The sequence below is a fragment of the Luminiphilus sp. nBUS_16 genome, assembly GCF_051201645.1.
Classification (GTDB): domain Bacteria; phylum Pseudomonadota; class Gammaproteobacteria; order Pseudomonadales; family Halieaceae; genus Luminiphilus.
The window spans coordinates 1,984,029-2,001,225 of the sequence record NZ_CP179205.1; the positions used below are offsets into that span (position 1 = coordinate 1,984,029).

The 17,197-nt window shown below is 52.3% G+C and carries 13 protein-coding genes; 5 read left to right on the forward strand and 8 right to left on the reverse strand.

Translation table 11 applies throughout. The features are described from left to right. Window positions 1-206: 206 nt before the first annotated feature. Complete coding sequence (locus ACMAY6_RS08840) at window positions 207-716, forward strand: peptidylprolyl isomerase (RefSeq protein WP_435211074.1); 510 nt, start codon at window positions 207-209, stop codon at window positions 714-716. 3 nt (window positions 717-719) lie between these two features. After that, window positions 720-1,433: a UDP-2,3-diacylglucosamine diphosphatase gene (locus ACMAY6_RS08845; protein WP_435211075.1), complete on the forward strand. Its 714-nt coding sequence runs from the start codon at window positions 720-722 to the stop codon at window positions 1,431-1,433. Between the two features lie 31 nt (window positions 1,434-1,464). On the opposite strand, the gene ACMAY6_RS08850 is transcribed toward ACMAY6_RS08845, so the two are convergent. Further along, on the reverse strand, window positions 1,465-2,085 hold the full coding sequence (locus tag ACMAY6_RS08850; protein WP_435211076.1) for a tRNA-(ms[2]io[6]A)-hydroxylase: 621 nt from the start codon (window positions 2,083-2,085) through the stop codon (window positions 1,465-1,467). 4 nt (window positions 2,086-2,089) lie between these two features. Continuing rightward, on the reverse strand, window positions 2,090-2,587 hold the full coding sequence (locus tag ACMAY6_RS08855; protein ID WP_435211077.1) for a DUF1289 domain-containing protein: 498 nt from the start codon (window positions 2,585-2,587) through the stop codon (window positions 2,090-2,092). Window positions 2,588-2,708: 121 nt separating this feature from the next. On the opposite strand from ACMAY6_RS08855, the gene acnB reads away from it, so the two are divergent. Then, on the forward strand, window positions 2,709-5,321 hold the full coding sequence (acnB, locus tag ACMAY6_RS08860) for a bifunctional aconitate hydratase 2/2-methylisocitrate dehydratase (protein WP_435211078.1): 2,613 nt from the start codon (window positions 2,709-2,711) through the stop codon (window positions 5,319-5,321). 31 nt (window positions 5,322-5,352) lie between these two features. Here acnB and hpaR read toward each other — a convergent pair whose 3' ends face one another. Then, complete coding sequence (gene hpaR / locus ACMAY6_RS08865) at window positions 5,353-5,901, reverse strand: homoprotocatechuate degradation operon regulator HpaR (protein WP_435211080.1); 549 nt, start codon at window positions 5,899-5,901, stop codon at window positions 5,353-5,355. Between the two features lie 213 nt (window positions 5,902-6,114). Here hpaR and ACMAY6_RS08870 point away from each other — a divergent pair, with 213 nt between their 5' ends. Both ACMAY6_RS08870 and ACMAY6_RS08875 read left to right on the forward strand, forming a co-directional pair. Continuing rightward, a complete protein-coding gene (locus ACMAY6_RS08870) occupies window positions 6,115-7,584 on the forward strand; it encodes an amidase (RefSeq protein ID WP_435211082.1) in 1,470 nt (489 codons plus the stop codon). Next, complete coding sequence (locus tag ACMAY6_RS08875) at window positions 7,571-8,905, forward strand: TIGR00366 family protein (RefSeq protein ID WP_435211083.1); 1,335 nt, start codon at window positions 7,571-7,573, stop codon at window positions 8,903-8,905. Before ACMAY6_RS08870 ends, ACMAY6_RS08875 begins: the two co-directional genes overlap by 14 nt. A gap of 180 nt (window positions 8,906-9,085) precedes the next feature. Here ACMAY6_RS08875 and ACMAY6_RS08880 read toward each other — a convergent pair whose 3' ends face one another. The 5 genes from ACMAY6_RS08880 to ACMAY6_RS08900 form a co-directional block, all read right to left on the reverse strand. Beyond that, a complete protein-coding gene (locus ACMAY6_RS08880) occupies window positions 9,086-10,198 on the reverse strand; it encodes a class II histone deacetylase (RefSeq protein WP_435211084.1) in 1,113 nt (370 codons plus the stop codon). 20 nt (window positions 10,199-10,218) lie between these two features. Beyond that, complete coding sequence (locus ACMAY6_RS08885; RefSeq protein ID WP_435211086.1) at window positions 10,219-11,730, reverse strand: amidase; 1,512 nt, start codon at window positions 11,728-11,730, stop codon at window positions 10,219-10,221. Continuing rightward, window positions 11,727-13,490, reverse strand: a complete 1,764-nt coding sequence (locus tag ACMAY6_RS08890; protein ID WP_435211087.1) for an amidohydrolase family protein — start codon at window positions 13,488-13,490, stop codon at window positions 11,727-11,729. The genes ACMAY6_RS08885 and ACMAY6_RS08890 overlap by 4 nt, the downstream gene beginning before the upstream one ends. 80 nt (window positions 13,491-13,570) lie before the next feature. Next, the gene (locus ACMAY6_RS08895; RefSeq protein ID WP_435211089.1) at window positions 13,571-15,994 is read right to left on the reverse strand and encodes a TonB-dependent receptor; all 2,424 of its coding nucleotides are present in this window, start codon (window positions 15,992-15,994) and stop codon (window positions 13,571-13,573) included. Window positions 15,995-16,181: 187 nt separating this feature from the next. After that, entirely contained in the window at window positions 16,182-17,147 is a 966-nt protein-coding gene (locus tag ACMAY6_RS08900) for an AraC family transcriptional regulator ligand-binding domain-containing protein (protein WP_435211090.1), read from the reverse strand. Between the last annotated feature and the right edge of the window lie 50 nt (window positions 17,148-17,197).

Sequence of the window (17,197 nt, forward strand, 5' to 3'; positions counted from 1 at the left end):
TGGCCTCTAAATGGACGGCGCATGATACCAAGGCCCGGCGCATATCGCAGAAGATTTAGCGGCTTTGGGCGCAGTAACGTGAAATTTCAAGGCTATTTTCTGTGGCCAGTCTGTCACAGGCCGTAAATTAGCAAGCGCTAACGTGTCGCACCTGTGATCTAAACCGTGTAGCATGCGCGCCTTCGATATACCGGCCCGGAGTCACCATGTCAGACACAGTCATTGAAATGAAAACCACTTTTGGCGTCATCACTCTAGAACTTGATGCCGAGAAAGCGCCAAAAACGGTTGAAAACTTTGTTCGCTATGCGACCGAAGGGTTCTACGATGGCACAATTTTCCACCGGGTGATTGATAACTTCATGATTCAGGGCGGCGGATTTGATGCCGACATGCAGCAAAAAGAAACTGCGGAACCCGTCGAAAACGAAGCCGACAATGGTCTCAAAAATGATCGTGGCACCATCGCCATGGCGCGCACAATGGATCCCCATTCAGCCACAGCACAGTTTTTCTTAAACGTAAAAGATAACGACTTCCTGAATCACAGCGGTAAAAACATGCAGGGCTGGGGTTACACTGTGTTTGGCAAAGTCACCGCTGGCGATGATGTGCTGGATAAAATCCGGACAGTAGAAACTGGTAACAAGTCGGGCCATCAGGACGTTCCCAAGGACAGCATTGTGATCGAATCCGTTACGGTCACCGCCGCCTGAGCCATGGCTACCACGCTGTTTATCAGCGACCTTCACCTCAGCGACGAGACGCCGGAAATTGAGGCGGGGCTATACGCACTGCTCGACCGAGAGCAGGGAATGGAACGCCTCTTTATTCTCGGTGACTTCTTTGAATACTGGATTGGTGATGACGACGACACCCCACTCCACCAAAGGGTCATCGCCAGATTAAGGGCCGTGAGCGATTCGGGATCCGCCGTGTTCGTTGTTAGGGGCAATCGTGACCTCGCCTTGGGCAATCTGTTTGCAGAACAAATCGGCGGGGAATTGCTGGGGGACACCACCGTAATTGACGTCAACGGCAAACCCACGCTGATTCTCCATGGCGACACGCTGTGTACCGATGACGTTGAGTATCAAAAAATGCGTACAATCCTGCACGACCCCGCGTGGCAGGCCGAGATGTTACAGCGCCCCTTGGCCCAGCGACGTGAGTTTGCTCAAGGGTTGCGCGCAGCCAGCAAAGCAAAAGCTGAAAACGACCCTGACAACATTATCGATGCTAACGATCATGCCATTGAGGCAGCGTTCATGGAGCACGACGTAGGACTGATGATTCACGGCCACACCCATCGGCCTAAGCGCCACAGGACCAACGCTGGAGATCGCCTAGTGCTGGGCGACTGGTCCAGCAGCGAAAGCTGGATTATCCGGGCTGATGGTAATGATTGTCACCTGGAGCACTACAGCTACTGACCCAACCACCTTGACGATCTCGCGCCCCCAGCTAAGCCGCAATAGGTACACCGCTATGAAAGCGGAGCTCTTGATCTTCGCCTTCAATCAGCTCTTTTTCGCAGCTGCGAAACACACCTAAACGCTCTTCAACTTCATCACTGCTGGCGATTGACTTTGCCAAAGTGAGATAGTCTAAAAAGTGTCGTGACTCGCTTTTTAGCAATGAAAAATAAAATTTCGACAACTCGGCATCGAGATGAGGTGCCAAGGCAGCAAACCGCTCACAAGATCTAGCTTCGATAAGCGCACCCAAAAGTAACGTATCAAGCAGTCGACCCGGGTCTCGCTTTCTCACAAGTGCGTGCAGGCTTCCGGCGTAGCGTGAAGCGCTCACAAAACTGTAGGCTATGTGACGCTTCCTCATAAGCCCAAGAACTTGCTCAAAATGGCGCAATTCCTCCCTCGCTAAGCGCGACATTTTATTCATGAGCTCAGGCTGATCCGTGTGTCGATGCAGTAAGCTCATCGCCGTTGCGGCCGCTTTTTTTTCACAATTAGCGTGATCGATTAATAGCAGCGACTGCTCTTTTAAGGCAGCGTTAATCCAGCCTTCTGGAGTGGAACACGGCAGAAACGCAAGTAAAGGTGCTAAATCTGGTGATGCGGTCAAGGGTTCATCCACTTTCAAATAAATCCGGTGTGGCAAGGTAACGCTGGTGATGGGCATCAGACAAGGACCAAAACTCCTGATCGACCAACTCCCTCAGCGCAGTCAACGTACTGTCGCGCCAAGCCAGATGCACCGAGAACCCGAAGGTTTCAGGCTCTTGAATTTGGCTCGCGCCAGCCTTCAGTAAAGCAAATAAACCACAGTACTGGTCGTGGGCAGGGTTGAAGCGAATCTGCTGGGTTTGCAATTGCCAGCGCAGTAGACCCGGATCAGTGACCACAAACTTGTTTTGCATGCAGAGACTCAAAAAATTCGCCAGTCGCTCGTCGACGATCGCTTTTTCCACCTCGGTATAAGCGTTCCAATCAATGACCTCATGGCTGAATCGTTTACAGCCTCGGCAAACTGCGTCGCCGATGCCAGTGGAACATACCCCAATACAAGGTGTTCTCACTCTTGGGGTGCCAGAAATTGAAGATTTTGGGTTTGAAGAACGCGTCATACCTGAAGTCTAGGGTATGGATTGCATGAATGCACAGGATCATCACTTACGAATGTCATGATTTCCGGTCACAAGCTATACTACGTCCCGAAAATCATCTCACGCCCAAAGGAGTACAACCGTGCTGGAAGCCTATCGCGCCCATGTTGAAGAGCGCGCCCAACAAAATATCCCCGCAAAACCGCTCAGCGCAAGCCAAGTTGCCGATCTAATTGAGCTGCTTAAGAATCCACCTGCGGGAGAAGCCGACTTCTTATTAGAGCTTCTAGCGACTCGAGTTCCACCCGGTGTTGACGAAGCGGCCTACGTAAAAGCAGGCTTTTTATCTGCGGTCGCCAAAGGCGAGACCCCCTGCTCTCTTATTGATCCCGCACAGGCGGTCGAACTTTTGGGCAATATGCACGGCGGCTACAACATAGAAACACTCGTTGGGTTGCTAGAGGATTCCCAATTAGCCGTGGCCGCGGCAGAGCAGCTTAAGCACACGCTACTCATGTTTGAAGCTTTTCACGACGTCGAGGCACTGGCCACTAAGGGCAATACCCATGCGGCGGCTGTGATGCAAAGCTGGGCTGACGGTGAATGGTTTACCGATCGCGACCCCGTTCCAGAATCCACAAAAATGGTCGTGTTTAAGGTTACCGGAGAGACCAATACTGACGACCTGTCCCCTGCCCCCGATGCGTGGTCGCGCCCAGATATTCCGCTGCACGCCAACGCCATGTACAAAATGACTCGAGACGGTCTAGAACCGGACGAACACGGAATCACCGGACCTCTAGAGCAAATTAAGGCCATCAAAGCTAAAGCACTCCCCGTCGCCTTCGTTGGGGACGTTGTGGGAACTGGCTCATCTAGAAAATCAGCCACCAATTCAGTGCTTTGGTTTTTTGGCGACGATATGCCAGGAGTTCCGAACAAACGAGGCGGCGGTGTTTGCATCGGCGGTAAAGTGGCCCCCATTTTTTACAACACGATGGAAGATGCAGGAGCCCTAGTCTTTGAGGCCCCAGTGGACGACCTGCGCATGGGGGATGTCATTGAAGTACGCCCATATGATGGTAAAATACTCAATGAATCCGGTGACTTACTGTCCGAATTCGCACTAAAGTCTGAGGTTTTGCTAGATGAGGTTCGTGCGGGAGGCCGCATCAATCTAATCATAGGTCGCGGGCTAACAACTCGCGCACGTGAAGCCCTAGGACTGCCCGAGAGCAATCTTTTTCGAACCCCCGAGCAACCGACAGACACTGGCAAAGGCTTCACGCTTGCGCAGAAAATGGTGGGACGGGCTTGCGGTATGACGGGCGTAAGGCCTGGCACCTACTGCGAACCTCGAATGACGACCGTAGGGTCGCAGGACACTACGGGTCCTATGACCCGCGATGAGCTCAAAGATCTAGCGTGTCTGGGCTTCTCGGCTGACCTTACTATGCAGTCGTTCTGCCATACGGCCGCCTATCCAAAGCCCGTCGATATTTCAACGCAACATACCCTCCCCGACTTCATCAAAACCCGGGGCGGCGTGTCATTGCGACCCGGAGACGGCATTATTCACAGCTGGCTTAATCGCATGCTACTACCCGATACCGTGGGAACTGGAGGTGACTCTCACACCCGCTTCCCAATGGGCATTTCATTCCCTGCAGGTTCCGGCCTCGTCGCGTTCGCAGCCGCAACCGGCGTCATGCCTCTCGATATGCCAGAGTCCATACTGGTTCGCTTCAAAGGCAAGATGCAACCAGGAATTACGTTGCGAGACTTGGTGCATGCCATTCCCTACTACGCCATCCAAAAGGGGCTTTTGACTGTCGAGAAAAAGGGCAAAAAGAACATTTTTTCTGGCCAAATACTTGAGATCGAGGGCCTCGAGGACCTCACTGTAGAACAGGCCTTTGAGCTGTCTGACGCCTCTGCCGAGCGCTCTGCCGCCGGCTGCACTATTAAGTTGGGCGAAGACACCATCGCCGAGTATTTGCGCTCGAACATTGTGCTTCTACGCTCAATGATTGCCGAAGGTTATGGCGACGCAAGAACTCTAGAGCGGCGAGCACGAAAAATGGAAGAGTGGCTGGCACAGCCCGAACTTCTGTCTGCTGATAGTGATGCTGAGTATCTCGAAATCATCGAAATCGACCTCGCTGAGGTTAACGAACCTATCGTCTGTGCCCCCAATGACCCTGATGATGCTCGAAAGCTGTCTGAGGTCGCTGGCGATGAAGTCAACGAGGTCTTTATTGGTAGCTGCATGACAAACATCGGCCATTTTCGGGCGGCGGGCAAACTCCTTGAGGCCCATGGCAAACCCGTAAACACCCGCATGTGGATATGCCCACCAACACGCATGGACGAACAGCTGCTCATGGAAGAAGGCTACTTCTCGATCTTTGGCAAAGCCGGCGCCAGGACAGAAATGCCGGGTTGCTCACTTTGCATGGGTAACCAAGCGCGAGTTGAACCGGGCAGCACCGTGCTTTCGACATCGACTCGGAACTTTCCCAACCGATTGGGCGATGGTTCCAACGTTTACCTGACCTCTGCAGAATTAGCCGCCGTTGGGGCGTTGTTGGGAAGGTTGCCCAGCCCGGCTGAGTACCTAGAGTTCGCGACCAAAATCGACTCTATGGCGGATGAAATTTATCGCTACATGAATTTCGACCGTGTTGTGGAATTTCAGCAACGTGCAGAAGAAGGCGGACGTATCGCTGCAGTACAAATCGATGAGGTTGCCTAATCCGCATTCCTGATAGGTGAACTGGTAGAGGCTATGGACAGTCTGGGGGGGGCTCCCCCTCAGCACCGAGCGTCCCAAACGGCGGCGCGGCACGGTCAAGCGCCTCTATGAGTTCATTGAGCAGGTCATAAAGCCCACTCAGGTTCTCAGCGCCATATTGTGACTCGATATATTGATAACGCGCTTCCGATTCAGGCGCGATTTCTGCAATCAACTCGCGCCCCAATGACGTAATTGAGACTAGGGAACGGCGGCTATCCCGATCGCAAGGTTGGCGCTGCAGGATCTTTCGCCCCTCCAGATTTTGAACAATGCGACTCACACTGGGGCGCAATAACGAGCAAGCTGACGCCAGTTCACTCACATCGAGGGACTCACTTTCAGCGAGGGCGCGCATGACCCGCCACTGCTGAGTCGATAGGTCGTGGGCACGCAAATGTGGAATAAAGGTTCTGAGCACAGCCTCGTGCGCTTTTAACAGGGTCATAGGTAACGACTGGTCGAAGCGCCGCATATTGTTGGCTGCGACTGTCTTTGCAGCCGCTGGTGCGACCGACCTTGGTCTCTGTCTCTGGGTCATGAGCCTGTTCGCCGTTTAAAGTTGAATAATCATATCAAGTTTGATGCGTTAAATTTGGCCTTTGTGGTTTTGCTCACTATGCGATGGGCCGCAACCAGCCTTTTCATCGACTTCAGCCTTGGCACCACAAACTGTCAACCTTATGGCCGATAATGGCAATTAAATCTGGGCCCAATCTTCTAGGCTCAAAAGGGTTTATTGAGAGCAACATTTATGTCGAAGGATAATCCACAAAACGGTCGCTCAGCGAAATCGCACTCCAGAGCGATTGACCTTATCGCTGCGTTGGCCTCCGGCGAACTCTCTGCAGTGTCGCTCATGCAGAGTACTTATGAGCGGATCGCGCAGGAGAACCGAGACATCAATGCCATATGTACATTGGTTCCTATCGAGCAAAGCCTAGAGGCAGCGCAGCGCGTTGATAAGGCGAGGCAGCAGGGACAGATACTACCAAAGCTCGCCGGACTCCCACTGGCGATCAAAGACCTTGCGGACACCAAAGACCTCCTAACCACTCAAGGATCTCCCATTCACTCGGAGCACATACCCAAAACTGACAGTTTATTCGTATCAAGGCTCCGAGAATCTGGAGCTATCGTGATTGGCAAAACCAACACGCCGGAATTTGGCGCTGGATCACACACCTTTAATCCGCTGTTCGGCGTCACCCGAAACCCTTATGACCCGCTGAAAACTGCCGGCGGCAGTTCTGGGGGCGCAGCTGCAGCCCTTGCCACAGGTATGGTGGCTCTTGCCGATGGCTCTGATATGGGCGGCTCACTGCGTAATCCAGCGGCGTTTTGTAACGTTGTAGGTCTACGGCCCAGCATGGGGCGGGTACCCACCCTTCCGAAAGCAAAAGAGACCTTCAGCCGGATGGCAGTGGAAGGCCCAATGGCAAGAACTGTCGAAGATTGCGCACTGATGCTTCAAGCTATGGCGGGCGCCGATCCGCGTGATCCTCGCTCATTAGATATCGCCAAACTAAACCCAACTCCCGCTTTGAGCGAGCAGCCAAAGACCCTGCGCTTAGGCTGGGCACCAAAACCAGCCGGCCTTCCTGTTGAGGCCCCGGTATCCTCTGTTCTCAGTGCCGCCCTGTCGGACATGCAACATCTCTATCCCGCCATTGAAGAAATAGACCTCTTTGAGTTGCAAGACGCTATGGCCGTATTTACCGTGTTGAGGGCTGCTGCCTTTGCTGAGGGACTGGCAGATGTCTACCAATCTGACCGGGATAAAATGAAAAAAACCGTTATCGACAATATTAAACTAGGCTTGGATCTGACCAGCGATGTTCTTAACAGCGCGGAAAAACAACGGCTTAATCTCCACAAGGCGCTGATGTCAGTATTTGATCGCTTTGATTATCTGCTATTACCCGTAACACAGGTCATGCCTTTTCCTATTGAGGTCGAGTTTCCTACATCGGTTAATAACGAGGCGATGACAAGCTATATTGATTGGATGTCGAGTTGCTGCATATTGAGCCCTTTTGATGTTCCCTGCCTATCGATACCTGCCGGCTTCGATGCTGAAGGCCTCCCCGTAGGCTTACAAATTGTCGGCAAGCCTGGAGACGATTGGGGCGTCATGCGACTCGCCTACGCCTTTCAGGAGCACACCGGTCACTGGCAGAAAGCACCGCCTACCTTTGAGGAACGCGCTCATGAAAGGGTTTGAACGCTTTCAAGAATTCATCGAGGCCAAGCTGCCTGATCCCTTAACATTTGCTTTGACCTTAACGGCCCTAATGGCCTTTCTCGCGTTGACCTTAACCCCTACCGAGCCTCCGGAACTGCTCATGCTATGGGGTGATTCATTGAGCTCTCTGCTCACTTTCACCATGCAAATTGGCCTGACTATTATCTTGGCTTATGTGCTCTCACAAACGCCGCTCATGCAAAGTGGACTGCGGCGCCTAGCAGCCTTGGCAAGAACCCCCACGCAGGCTTATGTGCTCGTCATTCTTACCGCCGCTACGTTTTATCTGATCTCCTGGCCTCTCGGGCCCATTAGCGGGGCGTTGGTGGCAAGAGAAATTGCGAAAGACGCGGTCGCGCGAAACAATCCGGTACATTTTCCTCTCATGGCAGTCGGCGCCTTGAGTGGTTATGCCGTGTGGGAAATGGGTTATTCGTCGTCTATTGCCCTCGCTGTGGCCACTGAGGGGAACCCCACGCACAACATTATTGGTCGACTGATTCCCATTCAGGAAACGTTGTTAACGCATTGGAACCTCTTGTCGATAGCCACCACCCTCGCCGTCATTATCGCGACTGTCCTAGCCCTGCACCGACAATTTGACCTTAAAAAACCCTACATACCCGAAGATCTTGTAACACCCCTAGAAAGGCTCCCCGAGGTAGCACCTGATTTAAAACCGCCACAAGGGCGCAGGCATTGGTCACTGCTAACGGGGCTGTTACTCGCAGCTTATGTGGTGGGATGGTTTGCTCAGCAAGGACTGGCACTGGAATTAAATATAGTCAATTGGACTTTTATGGCCCTAGGGCTTCTTCTTGTGCGATCGCTATCCCATTACAGTGTTTTGTTTGCCGACGGCGCCCAGGTCGCAGCACCCACATTACTGCAATATCCCTTGTATGCCGGCATCATGGGTATGGCCATCCAAAGTGGCCTAGCCCAGCAATTTACTCAGGGACTGATTGGCGTTGCCACGCACACAACGCTACCAGTTATTGCTTTTCTCTCTGCGGGACTGATCAATATTTTTATTCCATCAGGGGGCGCGCAATGGGCGCTGCAAGGGCCCGCATTTATTGAAGCCGCTAAGCTACTGGAGGTTGATCTTGGGCTGATTGCCATGTCAGTCGCTTACGGAGACCAGTGGACAAACCTTATCCAGCCCTTCGTTGCGATACCCTTGCTTGCTCTCACCGGGTTGCGCCTGAAACACATATTCGGCTTGGCCTTGGTACTGTGTGCTGCTACCAGCTTGCCCTTAATAACGGGCCTCCTGATCGGCAACCTACAAAGTTAAATATTAAAACGGCCCCACAGAGCATCTAAAGCTGCCCACAAAAAGATCGCCCCAAAAACACCGGTGAATAGCTTTTGCTTACCGGACATTGAGCGACCGAGAAGGACGCCTTGTCTGTCAGATACGCCCGTTAAACCCAACGACGTGCAGAAACAACAACCCAGCCAATAGCAACGCTACCTAAGAGAGACCCATCACCAGTGGCTTTACCGCGTCAATAGCCAACTGCTGATGCGGTTGTAGGTCCTGCCCTCCCAAGCCAGCATGCAGCGGCAGAAAAGGATCTTCTGTTGCGGTTTTGTGACCGGACAATGCTTCCAAAACGGCGAGCCCGAAAAAGGGGACCGTCCAACTGTTATAGCCGCCTTCATGGGTCATCAATATTCGGCCCTGACAGTTACGGTCAGCAGCAGCCAGAAGTTTTTCAGTGAGGCTCCGGTAGCCATCACTGTGCATTTGCATACGGCCCAAAGGGTCATAGGCGCCAGCATCGAAGCCGCTAGGCACAATGATCAACTCAGGTGCAAAAGCATCAAGGGCGGGAATGATAATCTGATCAAAGACGGCTTCATAAGCGCCGACACCTGAACCTGGGGGTAAAGGGATGTTGATGTTGTAACCCTCGCCCGGGCCCTCTCCCACTTCGTGAACATGCCCTGAATCGGGCGGAAAACAATTATCTTGATGGACCGATATTGTCAGCGCCCGGGGATCATCATAAAACGCGCTTTGAGTACCGTTACCATGATGAACATCCCAGTCCACGTAGGCTATGCGGCTCAGACTCAAGGTTTCTAAGGCATGAAACCCAGCGATGGCTGCATTGCCAAAAATGCAGAAACCCATACCTTCACCCGCAATCGCATGATGACCTGGCGGCCTGACTAGGGCGTAGGCGTTATCGATCTCGCCCGCTATTAGCGCCTCCAATGCACTGAGCACCCCACCTGCAGACAGCATGGCGATTTCGTAACTTCCCCGACCTGCCGGTGTAAAAAAGCCCGCATCTCCGCCTGTATCGGCGCTGATCCGTTGGACATTGGCCAAATGCTCAGCTGTATGGAAACGAAGAATCTCTGCCTCCGTCGCAGAGCGCGGTTTAATGTGGGTAAGGACCTCATTCATACCTGCGACTTCAAGAAGATTACGAAACCGGCGTTTCGTCTCTGGATTTTCCGCATGGGTACCCGGCTGCACGGGATTGCCGTAGGGCATTGGTCCCGCATAATTACCCGTGTCATGCCACATATAAAGTTCATGTGCGACTAATCCAGTTCTCCGTGCAGAAGCCATGTGTGTACCCTGTTGCTGGTTTAAATTCCTGACCAAATCAATGGCCTGCGCTGGTGCCACGGGTTGTCACGCTCTAACTGTGCCGCCAATCCCAGTAACCCTGCATCCCCACCCATCGCGGCTGACAACATAATACCAATGGGCAGACCCGATTGACTGGTTGTAAAGGGAACAGCGATGGATGGCTGCCCCGTCATATTGTAAAGATGTGTATAGGCAGAAACCGCCTTAAAACGGCTTGTATAACTTTGCAAATCGTCACCCTCTCGAAAGGTAATGGCGCCAAGGGGTGGTGCTGGCGTCGCTGCAACAGGTTGCAAAACCATGTCAAATCGGCGATGAAACTGCGCCATTTGCAGGCCAAACTGTTGCATACTCAATAAAGCCTCTGCAACGTTAGCTCCCGAATATTGAGCCCCTTCCCGGCGAATCATATGAGTCATAGGTTCTAATTCTTCCGGCGTAATTTCATATCCGCGAGCACGCGCCACCTGATTTAGCCAACTCGCTGTGCTGCTCGCTATTAGCGTATTTTGAACCTCATTGAGGTGAAGGTAGTTAATTCCCGGAGCCGCTTCCTCCACCGAGTGACCCAAAGCTTCGAGAAGTTTTGCTGAACTTAAAACAGCTTTGCGGACCTCCGGATCAACATTAACTTGCGGCTCATTCAGGTTGATCGCAATTTTTAGGCGCGGCGGATCTCGGGTTGTTGCGTTAAAGAAGCCAGTGCTTGGTAACCCAAGCCCATAGGGCGCACCAGATTGGTAGCCAGCTAAAGCCTCAAGCATAAGCGCACTGTCACGTACTGAACGCGTTACAACGTGAGCGACCGACATTCCCGATCCGCGACCGCCCGGAGTGAGACCTCGAGTGGGCTTCAAACCCAAAAGGCCACAAAAAGTCGCCGGCACCCGAATAGAGCCACCGCCGTCAGTGGCATGGGCCATTGGAATGACTCCCGCTGCGACGGCCGCAGCTGAACCCCCACTGGAGCCCCCGGTACTGTGATTCAAATTCCAGGGATTGAGACAATCCCCTAAAAACTTGCCCTCAGTCGTGAGCGCCAATCCAAACTCGGGAGTATTGGTCTTGCCAAAGATAACGAGACCCGCATTTTTAAAACGCCGAGTAATTTCTGAATCTGTCCCCGCAATCGAATGAGCATGAAGCGCCGACCCTGAGCTGGTAACTGTGCCCTTCATCTGAATGCCTAAATCTTTTAGCAAAAAAGGCACGCCCGTAAAGGGGCCCTGAGGGAGACCTTTTTGAACAGCAATCTGTGCAAGGTCAATATGATCCTGGCTCAGCAAATTCAGCTGGGGATTGACCCTGCGCAGTCGCTTAGTAGCCTCCCCCATCAGCTCAGAGGGACTCACAGCACCACGGGCTACCCAATGGGCGAGGGTTGTCGCGTCAGCGCTATCATAACTGGCCTTATCATCGGCTAAAGCACTGCCCTGACCCATAGCAGTACGACTCACCGCTGAGGCGAAGGCCAAACCGAGAAACTGTCGTCGATCGCAGATACTCATTTTTCGACGGCAAACACCTTCTGGCCTCGAAACCAGGTTTCAAGCGGCGTCGTCTCGGAAATAGCGTCTAGTGAAATTTCATGGATATCCTGATTAAGGATTAAAAAATCGGCGGACTTGCCGACAGCTATTGAGCCCGTCACATTTTCAATACCTAAAATCAGCGCGGGTTGGGTTGTCCACAACACAATTGCTTCATTCAGGGAAACGCTCTGTTCAGGCCAGAACTCTGCCTCTGTACCGCTGGTGGGGTGACGCCGTGAGACTAAAGACTCAATAGCAGGCCAAGGGTTCATATCAGCAGCGGCAGCTGGCCAATCTGAACCCCCGTTTACTAAAGCCCCTGAATCGAGTAAATCCCGGGTAGGCCAATACCGCTCCCCCCGAGGCAGTCCGACGGCCTGCACCACGGAATCAATGATGGGTCTGGGGTACCAAAGGTAGGGGGAAAAATCGGCCACCGCGTTGAACGCGCTAAAGCGTGGCAGATCAAGGGGATCAATGTAGCCCGCATGGGCGAGAGAAATCGGTTGCCCGGGAGAACCATTGGCTATTCTGGCATTTTCAATCGCGTCTAGCGCCACGCGTACGGCACCATCACCTGCGGTATGAATTTTAATAAGGTAGCCAGCGGCATCAAAACGAGTAACCGCCCTCTCAAGCTCCTCTGTGGCTATCATCTGCATACCCAGGGTTGCTTCAGGGTGCTGCGCATCGGTAGTGTAAGGGGCCACCATCAGAGCCGAGCGTGAAGCCGTGGGCACACCATCGAGGAAGAACTTGATTGCTTTGGTTTTGAGGTTTTCTGAGCCGTATAACGCTGCACGCTCTTCGTAGGCAGTGACCGGCTCTAAAGGCTCTGGCTCACCACCGTGACCGTAGCTCTGCTGATAAAGAACAGCATGAACAGTAAACTTGCCCGCATCATCTGCCGCTTTGTAGGCGCGCATAGCCATTTCAGGAACACGAGCATCACCGAATGCGGTCACGCCATAACTATTGGCTATGCCCGAGACGGCTTCAATACCGGCGGTAACTTGTGACAGCGTATACGGAGGTATAACAGCAGATACCACCCCCGCTGCCGACTCAAGCAGCACGCCATTGGGGACACCTGCTTCGTCACGAACATAGACACCGCCAATTGGATCTACGGTATCAGCGCTCAGCTCAATGCCCGCCAACTCCATCGCCAGAGTATTGGCCCAACCATGATGCGCTGAGTCGTCGTCTAGAAACACAGGATGACCGCCTGAGACCGCATCCAAAAATTCTCGCGGTGATGCAATGTCATGATCAACAAAAAAGTTACTATTCCACTGCCCCCCTACAATCCACTCCGGCGCATCCGGTGCCTGAGCACAACGCTCAATCGTTGCTGCCAATTCATCGGGGGTGGTATTGAACGCAAAATTGCACATGTACAGCACTTTTTGACCGCCCATAGACGGGTGCGCATGAGCATCGATTAATCCGGGGAAGACAGCAGCACCTGACGCATCGATAGTTTCAGTGGCATCGTCAGTCAGTGCCAGCATGGCTTCAGTAGTGCCTACAGCCAAAAACCGACCGCCCTGAATTGCCAGCGCCTCACTCACATTTGCAGAGGATCCATCGGTATAGACTTTCGCATTAATTACTACGGTATCTGCCCGAGGTCCCTCAGCCATGCCAACTGAAGGGCTACTAGGAGGTACCTCCTTGCAGCCAGCCAACACTAGAAAACAGCCAAGTACCCACCACAGCGTTGTTCGTTTCATGCACAGCCCCACGACACTTATCTTAAATCCGATAAAAAAGGGGCCGGAAATGGCCCCTTACTCACGATTCACAGCGTGCTTTACTGACCTGTGAAATAGCTAAAGGTCACACCATAGGTCCTTGGCATGCCATAGGTTCGCACGTAAGGCCCGTTACCGCCGGTATAGGCAGATGGGTAGTAATCCTCGTCCGTAAGATTTCTGACCCAAGCCATCACACGCCAGTTACCACTGCTAGATCCAAGACCCACTCTGGCATTTGCCACACCGTATTCTTCAGTCGCATCTTCGGGCCGTGGACCACCCGTTGTTTTCCCGGTCTGATTGTAATCAGCCGATAAATCCAGCATGAGGCTGTTAGTGATTGGCATTTCGTAACGCGCATAAAGGGTGTATGAAAAATCAGGTGTCATTGCTAACTCCTGACCCGATGCATCGTAGTAATTTATATTGTTGGGGTAAGAGCTGGTGGCACGATCAACGGCCTGCCACTTTTTAACCTCGGATTCCAACCAAGCCCCATTCGCTGCCAAGGTAAGGCCCTCGGTGGGCTGCCACGTAAATTCGATCTCAGCGCCATAAATTTCGGATTCATCCACGTTGGTAAGGCCTGAAATATTACCCACCAATGTGACCGCTGCATCTTGCTCCTGCTTATCTTTGTAATCGTAGTAAAAGACAGCACCGTTAAACTGCATGGTGCCTCCAGCGAGCGTCGCCTTCGTGCCTAGCTCATACGCCGTCAGCACCTCTTCTTCATAGGGTATGAGCTGTGTCGTTGTATTCGAGTTTGCACCATTGAAACCACCCGACTTAAAGCCGTTGGAAATGGAGCCATAAACAAGGAGGTCGTCTGATGGTGTCCAATCTAACCCTACCTTTCCTGTCGCGCGACCCGTATCGATCTCATCTGAGTAGGGATTGAACGACGGATCAAAGCCCCCAATATCGTTGATGGTGCCGCAGTCACCCGGACCCACCTCAAAAGGTGAGCCCGCAAGTCCAAACACATTATTGAGAAATAAACCCAGCGAGCCATCATCAGCGACATAAGTACATCCCGTCCAATCACGCTTCTCATTGGTGTAGCGAGCGCCTGCGATTAGCTTTAGCGCGTCGGTCAGCTCGTACTCAACGTGGCCAAAGACTGCAGTCGAAGTTGTTTCTTGTTCGTACTTGGTGTCGAGCTCCAGAATGGGATTGGGCGCAAACAAACCTACGCCAAAGGGAATGCTGCCATACCCATAAACCGAATCAGACATGAAATAGTGATAGTACTCATCCATATCATCCTGAGAGTAATACAGCCCAACCACCCAATTTAATCGGTCACTTTCCCCAGCGAGCCTTAGTTCCTGGCTGAAGACCTGCAAATCGGTGGTGTTGATGTTGCTAGAGTCATTATAAAAACCGCCATCCCAGTCATTGCTTTCCTCGCGCTGGAAATCGCTATATCCGCTAATTGAAGTTAAGGTCGCGTCACCAATAGCCCAATCTAAGCGGAGCATTATATTGGTAGATTGGTTGTCCCTTTGCGGACGCAAATCGAAGGTCTTGCCCGTCAGTGCACTAGTGTAGCTGTTGGTCCAACCCGCCTTAGTATTATCGTCGACTGAGTACCAAGGGGGCGTTTGCCCAAAGGTAGCGTTGCCCGGAATGACATATTGGTCGAGGGGCACATAGGGCGCTGTGAAGTCTCCGATTCCGATGAGGCTGCCCGGATAGGCTGTATTTGCCGTATTGTCAGATTGATCATCGACGTAGCTCACCATTAGTTTCGCGCTAAAGCTATCACTAAAGTCACTGACCAAGGTGCCACGAATTGCCATGACGTCATCCTCACCGAGCTTGTCATCGCCTACGGTATTTTCTTGCCAACCTTCTCCAGACTGCGCAATTCGCACAGCAACACGACCACGGGTTGAATCAGATAAGCTGCCACTCACGTAGCCTTCAAGATCTAGGGCTTCGTACCGGCCATAACTCGCTGTTACTCCCGCAGCGAACTCCTCGGTAGGTTCCTTGCCAATAAAGTTTATTTGGCCAGCCGTGGTGTTGCGGCCATAGAGGTCTCCCTGAGGGCCTTTGAGTATCTCTACACGATCGGTGTCAAAAAGCAGGCCACGGGTCATTACTGTGTAGGGCATGGCGACCCCGTCAAAGTAAATGCCGACGGTCGATGAAGCTGCCGTCGAGTAATCTTGAAAGCCGACCCCACGAATTGTGTATAGCGGCACCCCTGTGGCTGCCGTCTCATTGACTGTAACGCCAGGGGTGTACATAGCGATATCTTCGGCGCTCAAAATCCCGAGTTCGCGAATCTGCTCACCGGTGAAGGTGGTGATTGCTATACCCACATCGTTGGCACCTTGCTCGCGCTTCTGGGCCGTGACTACAACTTCCTCTAGCTGGAGCGCCATGGCTGGCAAAGTAACAGACGCCACAGCAACGGCAGCAGCTAACGTTGCAATAGGACCACAGTAGTTTTGTCGACGATTGTTCATTGTGAACTCCCCTGAGTAGCTATTTCTTATTTTTTGACCGCAGCGCTCGCGCCACGACCCAAGCCTTTCGCTTTGACTATACCCGCAGAAGTTTCCATAAGATTGACATAAGTGGCCACAGGCTTGACCACCAAATTGGCTGGCTCGGCAGCGTTTTTGTCAATTTTCAGCTTCGCTAGAACAGCGATTAATCGAGGAGTGCGCGGAGATTTTCTCGATAGGCTTGTGGTGATTCACCCACCCAAGAACGAAAGGCACGGCTAAAGGCACTCAGCTCGGAATAGCCCAAATCAAAAGCGATTTCTGTCAGCGAGGCACGTGAATTAACCAATAAGTACTTCGCTCTTCGCTCTCTTGCGAGATTTTTTGCCTCGTTAAAAGTAAAGCCCTCCTCTGACAGGCGGCGTCGAAGCGTTCGTGTCGATAAACCCATGAGCCTTGCAATACTTTTTGAGTCGAGGTTGCCTATTGGGTCCTCAAGCATTATCTGACGACAAACCTTACCCACAAAGCCACTGGTTTTATTCCCCATTGAAAAATAGGTTTCCATGGCATTAGCCAAAATTCTAAACATCAGTTTATTACTGGTAAGAAAAGGCTGGTTTAGAAAAGACGCAGGCAAATAAATGCTATTGTGCTGGGCATCAAACTCTAGCTTGCAGTTAAAGAAATCATGCAGTGCTTGGGTTGTGGCAGGCTGCTTGTGGCGGAACGTTACCCGTATCAGGGGAACTGTTGTTCGAGTCGCCGTAAGCAACGTTTGCACTAGGAAACCATTGAGATACTCATTGAGCTGGCCCATATCAGAACTGCCCATATCAATAAGATCAGCTGAGAACACTACGGTGTCACCTTTGGACTGATAGTGCGTAGTGATTCCCGAGTCGATGTAGTGATCGTACTGATTTAGAAAGGTTAAACCGCTGCCTACGGAAGGCGCTGCCAACATTGCTACGATTAGCAAGCTACTTGATTCGAAATGAAAATCCCGACCCATGGATAGCCCCATGGTCTGGTTATTAGTCACTTGCGCCGCGTGCTCAAAAAGTGCGGCAACGCTTTCGAGGGGAAGTGGCAGGTCATACTCTTCGTTGTTGGTGTAGTCCAAGCCACTGGCTTCAAACACCGGCCCGGGATCGACCTCCCGGTCCATCAAATAATCTCGTACATAAGCTGCGAATCGGGGAGACAGACTCGGGGTAT